Source organism: Paenibacillus jepli (assembly GCF_047238105.1).
GTDB lineage: Bacteria > Bacillota > Bacilli > Paenibacillales > Paenibacillaceae > Paenibacillus_D.
In genome coordinates this window covers 944539-960437 of record NZ_JBDFMD010000001.1, presented here as the reverse complement: position 1 = coordinate 960437, position 15899 = coordinate 944539, and the positions used below count along the sequence as shown (strand labels likewise).

13 protein-coding genes are annotated in these 15899 nt (G+C 50.8%); 12 read left to right on the top strand and 1 reads right to left on the bottom strand.

Annotated features, from left to right (window positions below; all coding sequences use genetic code 11):
• The first annotated feature begins 44 nt into the window (after positions 1-44).
• The 7 genes from ABC336_RS04470 to ABC336_RS04440 all read left to right on the top strand — a co-directional run bounded on the left by ABC336_RS04470 (position 45) and on the right by ABC336_RS04440 (position 8921).
• Complete coding sequence (locus tag ABC336_RS04470) at positions 45-944, top strand: ABC transporter permease (RefSeq protein ID WP_413237528.1); 900 nt, start codon at positions 45-47, stop codon at positions 942-944.
• A 12-nt stretch (positions 945-956) separates the two neighbouring features.
• Positions 957-1862: a carbohydrate ABC transporter permease gene (locus ABC336_RS04465; RefSeq protein ID WP_413237527.1), complete on the top strand. Its 906-nt coding sequence runs from the start codon at positions 957-959 to the stop codon at positions 1860-1862.
• A 66-nt stretch (positions 1863-1928) separates the two neighbouring features.
• Positions 1929-3668 (top strand): sensor histidine kinase, encoded by a 1740-nt coding sequence (locus ABC336_RS04460; protein ID WP_413237526.1) that lies wholly within the window; start codon positions 1929-1931, stop codon positions 3666-3668.
• Position 3669: 1 nt separating this feature from the next.
• The gene (locus tag ABC336_RS04455; RefSeq protein WP_413237525.1) at positions 3670-5310 is read left to right on the top strand and encodes a response regulator transcription factor; all 1641 of its coding nucleotides are present in this window, start codon (positions 3670-3672) and stop codon (positions 5308-5310) included.
• Positions 5311-5478: 168 nt separating this feature from the next.
• Positions 5479-6510, top strand: coding sequence for a LacI family DNA-binding transcriptional regulator (locus ABC336_RS04450; RefSeq protein WP_413237524.1), 1032 nt, complete (start codon positions 5479-5481; stop codon positions 6508-6510).
• A gap of 563 nt (positions 6511-7073) precedes the next feature.
• Positions 7074-7661 (top strand): TetR/AcrR family transcriptional regulator, encoded by a 588-nt coding sequence (locus ABC336_RS04445; RefSeq protein ID WP_413237523.1) that lies wholly within the window; start codon positions 7074-7076, stop codon positions 7659-7661.
• Positions 7662-7751: 90 nt separating this feature from the next.
• A complete protein-coding gene (locus ABC336_RS04440; protein WP_413237522.1) occupies positions 7752-8921 on the top strand; it encodes a DUF418 domain-containing protein in 1170 nt (389 codons plus the stop codon).
• Between the two features lie 69 nt (positions 8922-8990).
• Here the strand turns inward: ABC336_RS04440 and ABC336_RS04435 are convergent, their stop codons facing one another.
• Entirely contained in the window at positions 8991-9782 is a 792-nt protein-coding gene (locus tag ABC336_RS04435) for an SDR family NAD(P)-dependent oxidoreductase (protein WP_413237521.1), read from the bottom strand.
• Positions 9783-9977: 195 nt separating this feature from the next.
• Between ABC336_RS04435 and ABC336_RS04430 the strand changes: the two genes are divergently transcribed.
• The 5 genes from ABC336_RS04430 (at position 9978) to ABC336_RS04410 (ending at position 15894) form a co-directional block, all read left to right on the top strand.
• Positions 9978-10535: a TetR/AcrR family transcriptional regulator gene (locus ABC336_RS04430; RefSeq protein ID WP_413237520.1), complete on the top strand. Its 558-nt coding sequence runs from the start codon at positions 9978-9980 to the stop codon at positions 10533-10535.
• A 108-nt stretch (positions 10536-10643) separates the two neighbouring features.
• Positions 10644-12281 carry a response regulator gene (locus tag ABC336_RS04425; RefSeq protein WP_413237519.1) on the top strand — a complete coding sequence of 546 codons (1638 nt, stop codon included), beginning with the start codon at positions 10644-10646 and terminating at the stop codon, positions 12279-12281.
• Positions 12281-12907, top strand: coding sequence for an SGNH/GDSL hydrolase family protein (locus ABC336_RS04420; protein ID WP_413237518.1), 627 nt, complete (start codon positions 12281-12283; stop codon positions 12905-12907). The genes ABC336_RS04425 and ABC336_RS04420 overlap by 1 nt, the downstream gene beginning before the upstream one ends.
• 28 nt (positions 12908-12935) lie before the next feature.
• Positions 12936-14744 (top strand): cache domain-containing sensor histidine kinase, encoded by a 1809-nt coding sequence (locus ABC336_RS04415; RefSeq protein ID WP_413237517.1) that lies wholly within the window; start codon positions 12936-12938, stop codon positions 14742-14744.
• A gap of 235 nt (positions 14745-14979) precedes the next feature.
• Positions 14980-15894, top strand: coding sequence for an ABC transporter permease (locus tag ABC336_RS04410; RefSeq protein WP_413237516.1), 915 nt, complete (start codon positions 14980-14982; stop codon positions 15892-15894).
• Positions 15895-15899: the final 5 nt, after the last annotated feature.

The following is a 15899-nucleotide window of genomic DNA, read 5'->3' as shown; positions in this document are numbered from 1 at the left end:
CCTGTTATTTTTCTCAATCAGGAGATGGAGAGGTGGTCCGCATCATGATCCGAAAGTGGCGAAGGGAGCTCCCGCTGCACATCATGATTTTGCCAGGTTTAATCTTTATATTGATCTTTTCTTATGTGCCGATGGCCGGCGTAGTGATCGCCTTCCAAAAATTCATTCCGGCCAGAGGGCTGTTTGGAGAGCAGACCTGGATCGGTTTGGATAACTTTAGGTATGTCATGGACTTGCCCAGCTTCACGACCGTCTTTTTTAATACCCTATACATCGCCAGTATGAAATTAGTGCTTGGACTGCTTGTGCCCATTGTGTTTTCCATTCTGTTAAATGAATTGAGAAATGAACTGGTCAAGCGTTCGGTGCAGACGGCCATTTACTTGCCTTACTTTCTGTCATGGGTCGTTCTGGGTGGGATTCTGATCGATTTGCTCTCACCCTCAGGCGGCATCATTAATAGTTTAATAACTTCCATTGGCATGGAGCCGATCTTCTTCCTCGGTGATAATAAATGGTTCCCGACTACCTTGATTGGATCTGACATCTGGAAGAACTTCGGCTATGGAACGATCGTCTATCTGGCAGCCATTACCGGGATCGATCCGGGCTTGTATGAGGCGGCGACGATTGACGGCGCAAACCGCTGGCACAAGGCATGGCACATTACGCTGCCGGGTATGCGGATGGTGATCGTGCTGCTGTCAGTTCTTAGTTTGGGCCAGCTGCTGAATGCCGGTTTTGACCAGGTGTTCAACCTGTATAGTCCGCAGGTGTATGAGAGTGGGGATATTCTGGATACCTTTGTATACCGCATTGGTTTGCTGGATGCGCAGTATGGGGTCGCGACGGCAGTCGGGTTATTCAAATCGGTGATCTCGTTTATCCTGATCGCGGGTTCTTACTTCTTCGCTTACCGGTTTGCCCGTTACAGAATTTTTTAGGAGGAACCCTATATGTCATTAAAGCCTGCGAAACAAGCTGCGATTCCCGGCAAGCGGCTGGACTGGTTCGCTGTCGTGAATACGGTGTTTCTGATTACGGTAGCCCTGTTGTGCATTCTGCCGCTTGTCCATATTATCGCCGTATCCTTCAGCTCCAGCACGGCGGCGGCGGCCGGGTATGTCAAGCTGTGGCCGGTCGATTTCACTTTTGCCTCTTACGAGTTTACTGCTAGCCGGCAAGGCTTCTGGGTGTCGATGGGCACCTCGTTGCAGCGGCTGGCGCTGGGAACGCCGCTTAATCTGTTACTGACCATCATGGTGGCGTATCCGTTATCAAAGGACACTGGACAGCTGCGCCTCCGTCCAGTCTATGCCTGGATCTTCTTCCTGACCATGCTGTTTAACGGAGGTCTGATTCCCTGGTATGTGACGATCAAGGAGCTGGGACTGCTGAACTCCATCTGGGCGCTGGTCCTGCCGGGAGCTGTTCCCGTCTTCAGTATTGTTCTGTTGCTTAATTTTTTCCGTGCAGTCCCAAGGGAGTTGGAAGAGTCCGCGGTCATTGACGGTGCGAGCCAATGGACGACGCTATGGCGAATTTATGTGCCCATCTCCAAGCCTGCGATTGCCACCTTGGCCTTGTTCTCTATGGTAGAGCATTGGAACAGCTGGTTTGATGGATTAATCTTGATGGGAGATCCCTCCAATTACCCATTGCAGAGCTACATCCAGACCATTGTTATCCAACAGAATTTCATGGCCGTATCGCGTGAAGAGCTGTTAAGTTTGGCACAAATTTCGGACCGGACCCTGCGGTCTTCCCAGATTTTTCTTGCTTCTCTTCCCATCCTCATGGCGTATCCATTTCTACAGAAGTATTTTGTCAAAGGTATCGTGCTTGGCAGTGTGAAAGGCTAAATGAGGATGGTCGCGGCGCATGCTTGTTGTGTATAGTAGAGAGAAAAAGGCCGGGGGAATGGAACAATGATCATGCGCCGCGATTATTCCTTGCGAAACTCGATTTTTCTGCGTTTGGTCATCACCTTTGCTTTGATTATGCTGCCGATTATTACGGCCGGCGTGTACATCTATCACTGGACGATCCGTACGGCAAGCGACGATATCTCGAAGACGGCTGTGTCACAACTCTCGTTCTACCTTAACGACCTGGAGAATGAACTGGAGCGGATGAAGCTGCTGCAGTATGGTCTGCTTGAGGATACAGACCTGAACAAGATCGCCATCACCTGGGAGACGATGAATGATATCCAGCGGATGCAGAGCATTACAGCGGTGATCAACCGCCTTTATGCAGTACAGAACAGCAGCGGCTACATCCACAACGTCAGTGTGCATGTCCAAAGCATCGCCAAAACCCTCTCCTCGTTAAACGGGGCAAGCGAATTCGAGAGCGAGAGATACCGGGACATTCGATCTGCCTTCGGCAGCCGCGGGACGAAGCTTATCGTATGGGAGGGCAATCTCTACCTGAGTGCCGCCAAGCCGAGCGGGGGAAAGGGCAAGGAGCCGCTATTTATCATTGAGATCGAAATGGACAATTTCAAGATTCTTCAAGCGCTCCGACAGTTCAATATCTATCCGGCCAGCGGCACCATTATGCGCTCCAGCAATACCGACTTTTCCATTGGAAGCGGATTCGTCAGCATGCCTGACGATGACACGCAGCTGAAGCTGGATCATATCTCCAGCGGCAGTTCGAACGCAATCACATGGGGCGGTGAGCATTATTTTGTCTCTCATGCTTACTCGGAACAATTGGATATGTCCATTTACCGTTTTATTCCAGAGGAGATCGTCCGCAAGCCGCTCGACAAATTTTATACTATTGCGTGGCTGTTCGCCGCAGGCGCGCTTGTCATTATGGCCGTCTACGCCTTGTCCACCTACAAGTTCATTCATAAACCGCTGCTCAAGCTGGTGAAGGGGTTCCGCCGATTGGAGAACGGCGATCTCGAGCAAGCCATCGCGCATGAGGCGAATGACGAATTCAGATATATCTATGAACGTTTCAATCAGATGGTTATGAATCTGCGCACGTTGATTGATCAGGTCTGGAAGCAGAAGGTGCTTGCACAGCGCGCCGAGCTCAAGCAGCTGCAATCGCAGATCAACCCCCATTTCTTATATAACAGCTTCTTCATTATGAATACGATGGCCAAGACTGGCGATACGCAGCGCATCGAGATGTTCACCACCCTGCTGGGCGAATATTTTCAGTTCGTCACCCGCAATGCATCCGATGAAGTGACGCTGAAGCAAGAGATTCACCACGCCAGGACGTATGCAGACATTCAGGAGTTGCGGTTTTATAAACGGATCGAAGTCCATTTTGAACAATTGCCTGCTTCCTTTGAACGAATCAAGGTTCCCCGCTTAATCGTGCAGCCGATTATCGAGAATGCCTTTGAGCATAGCCTGGAGAAAAAAGCGAGAAACGGCCTCATCGAGATTCGTTTTGAACGGAGAGAGGCGTGGTTGTGCATTATTGTCGAAGATAATGGACATAGCTTGACGGACGAAGTGCTGGGCAGTCTCTCCAATAAACTGATGCAGCAGGAAGAGATATCGGAAACGACCGGCATCATCAATATCCACCGCAGGCTGGTCATCGCTTGCGGAGAGGGCAGCGGCGTTGCCGTCTCACGCGGGGAGTGGGGCGGTCTTAAGGTCACGCTCAGCATACCGTTGAAGGAGGAAATGTGATATGCGCCGATTGCTGATCGTAGACGACGAAGCGATTATAACCGACGGAATAGCGGAAATCCTCGGCGGTTTGGACATGCAAGGACTTGAAATCTGTAAAGCATATTCAGGAGTCGAAGCGTTGGAGTGGCTGAACACAACACGTATTGACCTTGTCCTCTCCGATATCCGGATGCCGGAGCTCGACGGACTGGAATTGCTGGAGATCATACGCCGGGACTGGCCGCGCTGCAGAGTGATTTTCCTAACCGGTTACAATGATTTTGACCCCGTCTATCGCGCCATTCAGACATGGGGCGTTCGCTATTTGTTGAAAACGGAAGGCTACGCCAAGGTCATTGCGGCTGTGGAAGAAACGCTAAAGGAGCTGGAGGAAGGGCTCCGAACAGATACATTGCTGAAGCAGGCAAGGGATACGCGAACGACGCTTGAGACACTGGCGCATGGTGAGTATTTCAGGCATCTGCTGCTCGGGACAGGGAGTGTGTCGACGAGCAGTTTAAGGGATGATTTCTGCAAGCTGCATGTTCCGCTGGATCCTGCAAAGTCTTATCTGATCGTCTTGGGAACCCTCGTGCATGAAGGAGCCAATACGTCTTATACCGGACGGCAGGAATCAGCGCTCGCAGCCAAGCTGCTTGCAGAAGGCTGCTTCCATGAGAAGGCTAAAAGCGTCGGTATCATTGACCGGTACGGCGACCTGCTCTGGCTGGTGCAGCCGATAGGCGAATCTGCAGATGAAGAGGTTTCGTTTGAAGGCTTGACGCGTTTCTTGGAAGGTACGTTAGAGTGGGTCCAAGCCGCTTGCGTGGATAGCCTGCGTATGGAGACCACCTTTACGATCTGTCGTACGCCGTACACTTGGGAGGCGCTGCCGGGTGCGTACCACCGGTTGAGACAGATGCAGCATCAGCGGGCTGGGGATGGCAGCAGCATGGTGATGACCGTGCAGGCTGAACCGATCGAGCTGACCGAGCCGACCCGTGAGGGGTTGCGGGCGGATAAGATCGAGCCGCTGGCGGGATTGCTTGAAGCTGGCCGCAGCGAAGCCTTCATGGCGTCATTTCAAGCATTATCCGACGCGATGCTGGCTGAGCCATCCGTCGACGCCAACCAGGTCATGGAATTGTATTACGCGGTGGCGGTGATGCTGCTCGCCTATATTAACCGGAGGCAGCTTGCGGGCCGTATTTCAACCACCGAGCTGATGCGCTTCGAAGCGCATGGCTCATGGGAGGAAGCCTATATCTATCTGGCCACGACCGCAGATCATCTATTTGCCCTCAGACGCTCAGGGGAGAAAAAACGCGCGGAAAGCGTCATAGACGGGATCTGCGACTATGTGGAGCAGCATCTTGCCGAGGAGCTCTCGATGATCCGGATCGCCAGTCAGTTCCATTTCAATCCGGCTTACTTGTCCCGGTTGTTCAAGCAGGGACGCGGTCAGAATCTATCAGACTACATCGAGGAGGCAAGAATTCGTAAAGCCAAAGCGTTGCTTGCTGCTGAAGAATTGCGCATTCATGAGGTTGGCATACGTGTCGGATACGAGTCACCGCATTCCTTTACCCGCTTTTTCAAGAAAGGAGCGGGCATGACACCCCAGGAGTATCGGGAGTTCGCGAGGGAGTCGGTTACCTGACCCCGCTGCTGATCAAATGGAGAGGAAGGCGTCATGATGAAGAAGTGTCGATTCTTTGTCTACTATACGTCATACGAATATCAAAGAACAAATATCATATCTCCCTTGACATTACCCGTTCCATTCCGTATTAATAAGGTAAGACGAATGCGAATGGGACGGATGAGTATGTCAACGATTAAAGAGATAGCCGAAAGAACCAAGCTTTCTGCCGGAACCGTCTCCATCGTGCTCAACGGACGCGGCGACGAAATGCGGATCTCGAAAAAAACGCAGCAGCGGATCCTTGAAGCAGCGCAAGGGGTCGGTTATTTGCCCAATGTATCGGCCAGAAGGTTAAGACAGTCCAACGGCCGTAACATCCCGTCAATTGCGACCTTCTGGCCATCCGATCTGTCATCGGATTTATTGGGGCGTTTCTTCATGGGCGTTCAGAACCCGATCCTGGAGCAAGAATTTGAATTCGAGATGACGATTCAGCCCTACACGCGCAGGCATATTCACCGGATCAAAGAGATTTGCGACCAAGGCAACTACCATGGCGCGATCCTGACGGGTATCTCTGCAGAGGAACAGCGTTACCTGGAAGAGAATCCGATACAGGTGCCGGCTGTCTTGTTCAATCGTGAGAGCGCCAGCTATAGCTGTGCCCACGTGGATACGTATGAGATCGGGCGCAAGACGGCAGAGTTGTTCGCGCTCCGCGGGCATAAGAGGGTGGGGACGATTGTGCCGGATCATCTTGTGAACACGGAGCATAACTTGCGTTTCCGAGGATTCGTGGAATCGTGTGCAGCATATGGACTGCAATTGGAAGCGCATCATATTCAGACGGCTCCGATGACGATGGAAGGGGGGAACGCAGCGGCCAAGAGGCTCTTGGCGGGGGGCGGCGAACTGCCAACCGCCATGTTCTTCCCGATGGGACTGATGGCTGTCGCCGCGCTTCCAGAGTTTCGTCGCGCAGGTATCGATATCCCGGATCAGATGGAGATCCTGACCTATGGGGATCATGACGCCGAGAAATACAGCGTTCCGTCACTCTCTACAGTGAAGCTGCCCGTAGAAGAAATGGCTGCCGCTTGTATTCGTCTGGTTATGGGCCGCATCCTGGATCCTTCGGCCAAGCCCAGATCGCTTGAGTTTGAGACGCCGTTTGTTTTCCGGGAATCCTGTGGAGGATTCGGGTTTGAGATGTAGGTACCTTGCATCGGATATTCATCATGGGCGGAGGATTCATATGGAATTGACCGATCTGAAGGTGTTTCTGGCAATTATCGAGAAAGCAGCATAAGGTTCGCCGGATGTTGCAACAGCCTCCTGGATTGTCTTTCCGAAAGGGTGCCCGTTCCGAAAGACTCGTCCCTCAACAATATCAAACCGCAACAACTCAGCTGGTTTCCAGAAAAGGAAAATTTCAAAGCAAAGCGTTCGCTGCCTTCGCTTCCTGTATCAAAGCAGCGGGGATTTGATGATTATGCCAAAGCCCGTCAGAGATGGCGGGCTCTTGCTGTGCCGCAGTTGGTTCGATCACCTGCTCAGATTACAAGCTCTTCATCTCTGATTGAAGCGATAGGGTACAAAAAACTATGATCAATTCGGATTAACGCTTGGCCTTCCTTCACTTTGTTGGGCCAGTCCGGATTTACCAAGGCGCTCGTGCCGATTGCAACCAGATCGGCAGATGTTAAAAACAACTCCATATCTGGAAGGTATGTTATACTGAATTGCAACACATTTTATACCAATGAGAGGTTCAATAGATGGCACGCTATACGAGAGAGCAGACAGATCAAATTCGCGAAGAACGCGAAAGCCAAATTTTGAAAGCTGCTTTGCAGGTCTTTTCCGAGAACGGGATCCAAAACACCAAAATGAGTATGATCGCCAAAGCTTCCGGATTGAGCCAAGGCCTTGCTTATCATTACTTTGCATCCAAAGAGGATGTGCTCACCAAATGTTTGCTGTGGGCGACCAAGGATGCCAATCAATTAATTGAAGAGGTACGGGGATTAGCCGCAGTCCCGCTGGATAAGATCGCTTACTTCACACGTTCTGCACTCGCGGCGGGGAGTCAGGAAGTATTCCGATTGATCCAAATCTGCTTAACCGCGCCAGAGCTGGACGAAGAAGTGAAGCAGCTGATAGAGGTAACAAGAGAAAGCTATGTTGAATTGTTCATCCCTATTATCCAGGAAGGTCAGCAGTGTGGGCAGGTTATTGATGAGGACCCTCACAAACTGGCCAATCTGTATCTCGCCGTATTATCTGGCCTTATCGTCGATGATGCGGCTTGGCTCGGGCTGGATCTGGAGTGGAACGTCAATCGTTTGCTTAGAATTTTACAATAATAAACCGCGAACTGCGGAGGTTGACAAAAAAATTTTTTTGCAATATTATTGAACGAACGGTTCAATCAATAATAAATGAGGTGTTTTTTTATGGATCAGCAAACGGTGAGGAAGATGACACCAGAGAGAGCTTTGGCTCCGGATCTGGGTCGCGGTTTTATGCTGCTGCTTATTGTCGTGGCACACGCGCCGGTCTATTTGTTTGCAGCAGACACGCGTTTGATGACACGCCCCCTGGGCGAGCATGCATTGGACCAGGTAATCAATTTTTGGGGTTTGTTATTCGTAGACAATCGTGCTTATCCCATGTTCGCGGTATTGTTCGGTTACGGGCTTGCCACCATGGTCTCACGCCAGATTGGCAAAGGGCTGCCGGTGCAGCAAGTAAAACGGTTATTGCTGCGACGCTCCTGGTTATTGATCGTGTTCGGTTTTATCCATATGGTGATTATTGGCGGCGCTGATATCCTTGCTGCGTATGGCGTTGCCGGACTTGTAATCGGGTGGTTATTGTTTAAGCGAACGCAACTACAGATCCGTGCCATCATTGGGTTTGGACTCGTATATATGCTCTTGATCCCATCAGCCTGGCTAGTTCTTTTCCCCATCTTGAAGAGCGAGGATTCCGGCATGGGACTGACGGCCACGCATACTTATTTGCAGCTCGTCGGCGAATACGCGATGGCGTTTCCTTTCGTAGTTCTGATCAATGTGTTGCTTTATCCGATGATTTTTATTATATCTCTGGGCATCTGGTCTGCCCGCAATCGATGGCTGGATCAGCCGGAACGGTTTCATAAGCGATTAAAACAGTTGGCGCTCGGCGGGATAAGTATTTCGATGACTGGCGCGCTTCCTTATGCTCTGGTTGGAGCGAACGCGTGGCATCCGCAGCCTGAAATGATCAGCTGGTTCTTTATCCTCCATGTTCTGACGGGGGTCGCGGGCGGATTGGGATATACTGCGCTGATCGCAATTGGGAGTCACTCGATCCGCAGGATCATGCCGCGGGTGACGAGCATGCTGGTCTCAGTAGGGAAGCGCTCCCTGACCTTTTACATTTATCAAGAATTGATGCTTGTCGTGCTGCTTTCTCCGGTCGCCTTTGGATTAGGGGGCAGGATGGACAGTGCGGGTGCATTGATAACGGCTGTATTGATTTGGATGTCGGGTATTGCTATCGCTGTCTGGCTCGAAAGTCGACGTCTGAGTGGGCCGGCTGACGCAATAATGCGTAAACTTGTGTATCGCAGGAGATAGAAGCGAACTTTCGTGAGCCGGGAGATGAGCCAAACAGTAGCTTTGGCTCATCTCCCGGCTTCGTCGTTTTCAGATCGTCCTGGGACGAACAATTCGTTCCATTAACCGTGCGACCCACTTGCGCGGCAGGAAACGACTGGCCTGGGACGTCCAATAATTTTGTGTTCCTGCTATGATATAGCTTCGTTTCTCGTCGACTCCCCGAAACCCTGCTTTGACGACATCAACAGGTGAAGCGAGCTTGCTGCCTCCCGCCGCAGCCTCGGTGCCAACCACGTTGAAAAACTCTGTCTGCGTTGCTCCGGGGCAAAGAGCCAGAATGTGCACGCCTCGATTGCGATTCTCTGCCCAGAGTGCTTCGGAAAACGAGAGTACGAAAGCTTTGGTAGCAGAATAGACCGCCATATAGGGAGAGGGCTGGAAGGCGGCAACCGAAGCAACGTTGACGATAACCCCATCTCCACGCCGCTGCATGTCCGGTAGGAATTGATGATTCATGGCGACCAAGGATGCAATATTAAGGGCTATCTCTTCTTGCTCGCGTTCATTCGGTATGTCCTCGAACCTCCCGTAGGTGCCAAACCCGGCATTATTAATCAAGATATTTACTTGGAGTCCATAATGCTTGATTTGCTCCGATAACGCTTCTACTGCCTCTGGCTTGGATAAATCCTGAGCAATTGCAAAAGCGCGGATACCGTAAGCTGCTGTAAGCTCTGAAGCCAGCGCATCGAGCTTTCCTTTTGAGCGTGCGACCAGGATGACATGGCATCCTTTAGCTGCCAGTTCGGTGGCGTATACCTTGCCGATTCCCGCCGATGCCCCAGTAACCAGCGCAACTTTTCCCTTATAGTTAGTCAAATGAGAGCCTCCATTCCAGAACTAATAAATTGGATTTAGAATATTTATTCTACTTAATTGTAATTGTTTAAGGTAAATGTGTCAATATCGATTCTTTATGACGATTTTTGTGGAATTTTTATTCCTGAGTTATAGTAAAGATTGAAGTTGCCTTCGGCGAAGTGGAATGAATATTCTGATGTGGAGCTGGTAATCGTGGGGAAGCGTGAAGATATCCTGGAAGCTACATTGCAATTGATCAATGAAGATGGGCTTCAGTCTGTGACGTTTGCAAAGATATTTAAGAGAGCCAATGTCGGGTCCAGTACGGTCTATCATTATTTCCAGGATAAAGAGCAATTGGTCAACGAATTGTTTGACCTGTTGCGCATTCATCGGACGGAACAGGTGATGAACAATTACGACGCCAATCAACCTATTTATGAGCGGGTGAAAACGATTTTGCGAAATATGGCGCAGTACGCTCTGAAATATCCCGAGAAATTAACCTTTTTAGAGAATCATAGTTACTCGCCTTACATTGCCGAAGAAATCCGAAACGCTCAAGATCCATCCGTGGTGGAAGTTTTCTCTATCATTAGGGAAGGTCAGCAGCAGGGCATCATTAAGGACATGGAACGAATCATCCTTATTCAACTCTTATACGGGATGATCACCTCTGTTATCAAAGGACATTTGGCAGGAGAATATAAATTGGATCAGGCTCAAATTCAACAAGTGATTGAGCTATGCTGGAAGACAATCAAGGTGTAGCGGTTAGCCAAGAAATTCATGAAGATTCGACCATTATTCCTTAAACGCAGCCTAGTCCGAACAGGATATAATGAAATCAATATCTTTTCTGTGTCGGGGGGAAGAGGCATGTATAAGCTGATCATTGTCGATGATGAATATTCGACAAGGAACGGACTGAAATTATGCATCAATTGGTTCGAATACGGTATCGAAGTTGCAGGCGAGGCTGAGAACGGGAATAAGGGCGTGGAGCTGGCAAACCGTATTCTGCCGGACATTGTGCTGACCGATGTGAAAATGCCCAGCATGGACGGGATTGAGATGGTCAACCGGCTGAAGGACGATCATCCCGAGACGAAATTCGTATTCATCAGCGGGTATGACGATATCGGGTATTTGAAATCGGCCATGAAGATGGATGCGGTGGATTATATTTTAAAGCCGGTCAATCTGGAGGAACTGAAGGCGGTTATCGAGAAGATCATGGCGATGACAAAGCGGGAAGAGAGCCGTAAGGACATGCTGCAGCAAATGAATGCCAGACTGAACCAAAGCATCCCGCTGCTGCGGGAGAAGTTCTTTATTCAGTTAATACGCGACAGGCAAGCGGACAGGATGTCGATGGAGAAGCGCATAGATTTTCTTGATCTCATGCTTCCATACGAGGCCCCTTACTGTGCGCTGATCATCCGCATCAACAATCCAAGAACCGTGTTCGCTGCGATGACCGAGCAGAATACGCAGTTAATCTCATTTGCCATTCAGAACATCTGTCAGGAAATTGTGGATGCGCGCATCTCAGGCAGGGTGTTCGAGCATCAACGAGGCGAATATGTGCTTCTTGTCGCATTGCCGGAGATGGAAGGAGAAGATATGATCTTTCCGCTGGTGAGTGAATTGATGGATAGCCTCAACAGCTTCCTGAGTCGAATGGCGGAGGCGATTAGCTTAACGATCGGTGTCGGCGGTACGGTGGAGCATATGGGAGTGTTGGCCGATAGCTACAAGATGGCGGCAGAGGCGATCGAGCGCAAGTTGTTCCTTGGCAGAAACCAGGTGATCACCTTTGACGTCATGGCCGCGCAGAAGGACGTCGATTACCGCCTGATCAATGAGCGCATCACGGTGTTCGCATCTGTCCTGAAGACAGGCGATGTCGCTCAGGTAACGCTGCAACTGGATAAATTGTTTGAGGAATTGCGTACCAGCCCGGGTATTGGCTTTGTCGATTGCCAGCGAATCTGCTTGCAGCTTTTGCTGGTCACTTCCCAATTTCTATCCGAATTCGGCATGCGTGCGGGCGATCTCGGAGAACGGGAATCCGAAGCCTGGTCGCAGTTGATGAAGCTGGAAACGATTGACGATATGAGTCTCCATATCAAAAAATACCTGATGGCGGTTTGCAAACGAATCGAGAGCCGCCAGGAGAAGCCGGTCCCGGAAGTCATCACGGCCATCATGCGCATCATTCATGAGAGATACCCGGACAACCTGACGATTGCCGACATTGCATCGCAGGTGTATTTGGCCAAGACTTACATATGTCTCTTGTTCAAGCAGGAGACAGGAGAGACGATCAACGAATATATAACCAGAGTCCGCATGGAGAAAGCCAAAGAACGGCTCACGGGCAGCGATCAGAAGCTGGCCGAAATATGCGCGTCGATCGGATATGCGGAACCGAGCTACTTCACCAAACAATTTCGCAAGTATACAGGGATGAATCCAAGCGATTACCGGGACTTGCACAGGAGGACGATGTAATGGGGGGCCCTAGATGGCAGGGGGCAAGCTGGGCAACGTTGGGAGACAGCATTACCGCAGCCGGCGGGTATCAACCGCTTGTTCAAACGGCGCTCGGTTTCGCACAGGTGGACAATTTTGGCCGCGGCGGGTGCCCGATGACAGCTGGCAGCGATCGGGACGACGGGGCAACCGTCTTTATGGGTCGGTACCTGGAACAAGCGTACGACTGTTTGACCATCTTTGCCGGCACCAACGATTATCGGCTTAATATGCCACTCGGCGAGTTGAAGCCGATCGGTTCTACGTTCGATGATCACACATTTTTTGGCGCTTACCAGTCTCTGATCGAAGAGCTGCTTACTCGCAATCCGCTCTGCAGGATGAATCTGTGGACACCGCTGCAACGGGACAAAGACGGATATAACAGCGAGAAGCACAACGGCCAAGGCTGTTTGTTAGCGGATTATGCGGCGGCTGTGCAAACGATTGGACATGCGTATGCTTTGCCGGTACTTGACTTATATGCGGTCAGCGGCTTCAACAAGCTAACGCTGGCGCACTTCACGGATGACCGGCTTCACCCGAATCAAGCAGGATACCGCCGAATCGCCGAGGCGGCGGCTTCGTTTCTGGCAGCGATCTAGATGACGATATATGGGGGGCGGCCATTTCATGAGCATGCTGCTGCGCAGATTTCAACTTATGTGGCTGACATACCGGCGGATGCTGCTGCTCTATTTGCTCGTATTGCTGCTGCCCGCCGGATGCCTCCTTTATTACTACATCGAGAAATCGGCAGAGATTCTGGAGGATCAGGTGACCCAGTCGATGCTCAAGTCCGTGCAGCAGGTGAAGATTAATCTGGATTATCGGCTCACCAAGGTGAAGGAGATATCCGACGCGCTGATTCTCAATACGGAATTGTACGAGATCTTGGCTCGTGATCCGCATAGAGGTACTCTCTTCAGCCAGGTGGAGGAAGAGAAGAAGCTTGGCAATATGATTCGCAGCCTGCAGGGCAGCGATATCTTGAAGATCAAGCTGTATGTCAATGCCGAGAAGATGTATGCGCGCGAACATGTCAATTTCTTCAGCCTGGACCAAGCCGCTGTGATGCCTTGGTATAGTGCGGTACTTGAGCGCAATGGCGCTCTGCAATGGATCCCGACGCGTATGGAGCATTATATTACTGCGCCAGGCGCAGCCCGTGTCTTCTCTACCGCTCGTATCATCCGAGATCCGAAGGCGTATAGCCGGATTATCGGCATTCTCATGCTGGATGTGGCGGAAGCCAATATGGCCTCCATCCTGAACCAGGCGGAACTGGACGCGCATAACCCTAATATGTATGTCGTGGATCAGGCCGGGACAATCGTATCCCATGGACAGCCGGAGAAGATTAGCAGCCTTCTGCTGCCGCCTGATACGTTCAAGAACATCGCCGAACAGCCATTGGGTATCGAGAAAATCACGATGGATGCCCAGTCGTATTTTGTTATTTTCGATTCGCTTCACGAAGGCGGCTGGAAGGTGGTTTCCCTGCTGCCGGCCGGCCAGATCAGTCGCATGAGCCATCAATTTAATGTCGGGTTCTCTCTGGTCTTGGCACTGTCGCTGGCCTTGCTGTTTATCCTTGGAGCCTTCTTCATATTCGCTCATATTACGCGCGGCACGATCAACCGCGTCCGCGATATTACCGAACAGTTGAGAGCGCGCGGGGCCGCCATGATTGAGGAAGGCATCCCTCACCGCAGCGGCGTCGTCATCCGCCTTGAGAAGAGTGTGACACAGATGCTCTCGACGTTCCAGCACTTGATGGAAGACAACTATCGTACCAAGGAGCGGGAGAAGGAGGCCAGGCTGCGGGCGCTGCAGGCGCAGATCAATCCCCATTTCCTGTACAATGCGCTCGATACGATCAACTGGATGGCCTTAACGAAGGGAGCCCATGATATCAGCCGGATGCTGAACATGCTGGCGCAATATTTCCGTTTGACGTTGAATAATGGCAAGGACATCGTACCGCTGACAGATGAGATGAATTTATCGAAGGCGTATTTGGAGATCCAGAAGCAGCGGTTTCACAATTTTGAATATTCCGTAGCATTCCCCGGCGTATTGTCCGACCGTATGATCCCGAAGCTGTCGATTCAACCGATCATCGAAAATGCCATTATGCATGGCATCCATAATAAGGAAGGGCATCATGGAAACATCAGCATCGAGGCGGAAGCGGATGGCAGAGCATGTATCATTCGCGTGACCGATGACGGGATTGGCATGACGGAGGAACAAATCGCGCAATTGGTTGACAGTCTTAACGCTCCTGCATCATCGTCGAGTTACGGGTTGTATAACGTATGGGAGCGAGTGCGTCTGTTCACCGGCGGCGAAGGCCGCTTGACCATTGAGTCGCAGCCGGGAAGGGGAACGACGGTCAGCATGTGGTTTCCGGCGGGGGAGGATGATCAAGACAAATAACCGGAAATAAGCTGTCTGGCAAAGGTATCCTGTGACCTTTGCCGGACAGCTTTTTATTTTTAATCTTATATTTACATGTTATCGGGCCCCCCCGCAATGTACTTAATTGTGGGGATTTTTTGTTTCCTGACAAATGGACTATTCCCGCTAACATCTGTACCTCACGCTCCTAATCGCCCGGCATGTATCCTAGATCCTAAGATCAGTAACGAGCAACGCCGATTGGAGGAGCAGTATGAACAAAGGTAATCATTGGATGTCGATCGTCAAGCGCAATTACGATTTGTACCTGCTGCTGATTCCGGGACTCGTCTTTTTGGCCATCTTCAAATACACGCCAATCTACGGCCTGGTTATCGCGTTTCAGGATTTCAACATCTTTAGAGGCATTGGCGATAGCCCGTGGGTAGGGTTAAAGCAGTTCGAGAGACTGTTCGCCTCGGATGACTTTGGAACCATCATGACGAACACGCTGCTCATCAGCTTATATAAGATCGTCATCTTGTTTCCGATCCCGATTGTCATTGCAATCTTGCTCAACGAGGTCGGCCGCATGTGGTTTAAACGCACGATCCAGACGATTATTTATTTGCCCCATTTTCTGTCGTGGGTCATCATCGCCGGATTGTTCGTCAACATTATGTCCCCGCAAACCGGGATCGTGAATGGAATGATCTCCTACTTCGGTGGAGAAACGATCAACTTTTTCATGGATAACGACTATTTCCGCAGTATCATCGTCGCTACGGCCGGCTGGAAGGAAGCGGGATGGAACGCGATCATCTTTATCGCAGCGATCGCAGGGCTCGATCCGGAATTGTACGAGGCGTCCAAGCTTGATGGCGCAAGCCGCATCCAGCAGGTGTTTACGATCACGCTGCCCGGGATTGCTTCGACAATTATACTCATGCTTATTTTGCGGATTGGCAATGTGCTGGAAGCGGGAACCGAACAGATCCTGCTCCTGTACAACCCCACTGTCTATGAGACAGGCGATGTCATTGGAACTTACATATACCGCATGGGGTTAACCTCAATGGAATACAGCTTCTCCACCGCAGTCGGACTGTTCGAATCGGTGATCGGATTTATCCTCGTTATCGGCGGCAACACGCTGGCTAAACGGGTTACAGGCAAGAGTATATGGTAGGGAAG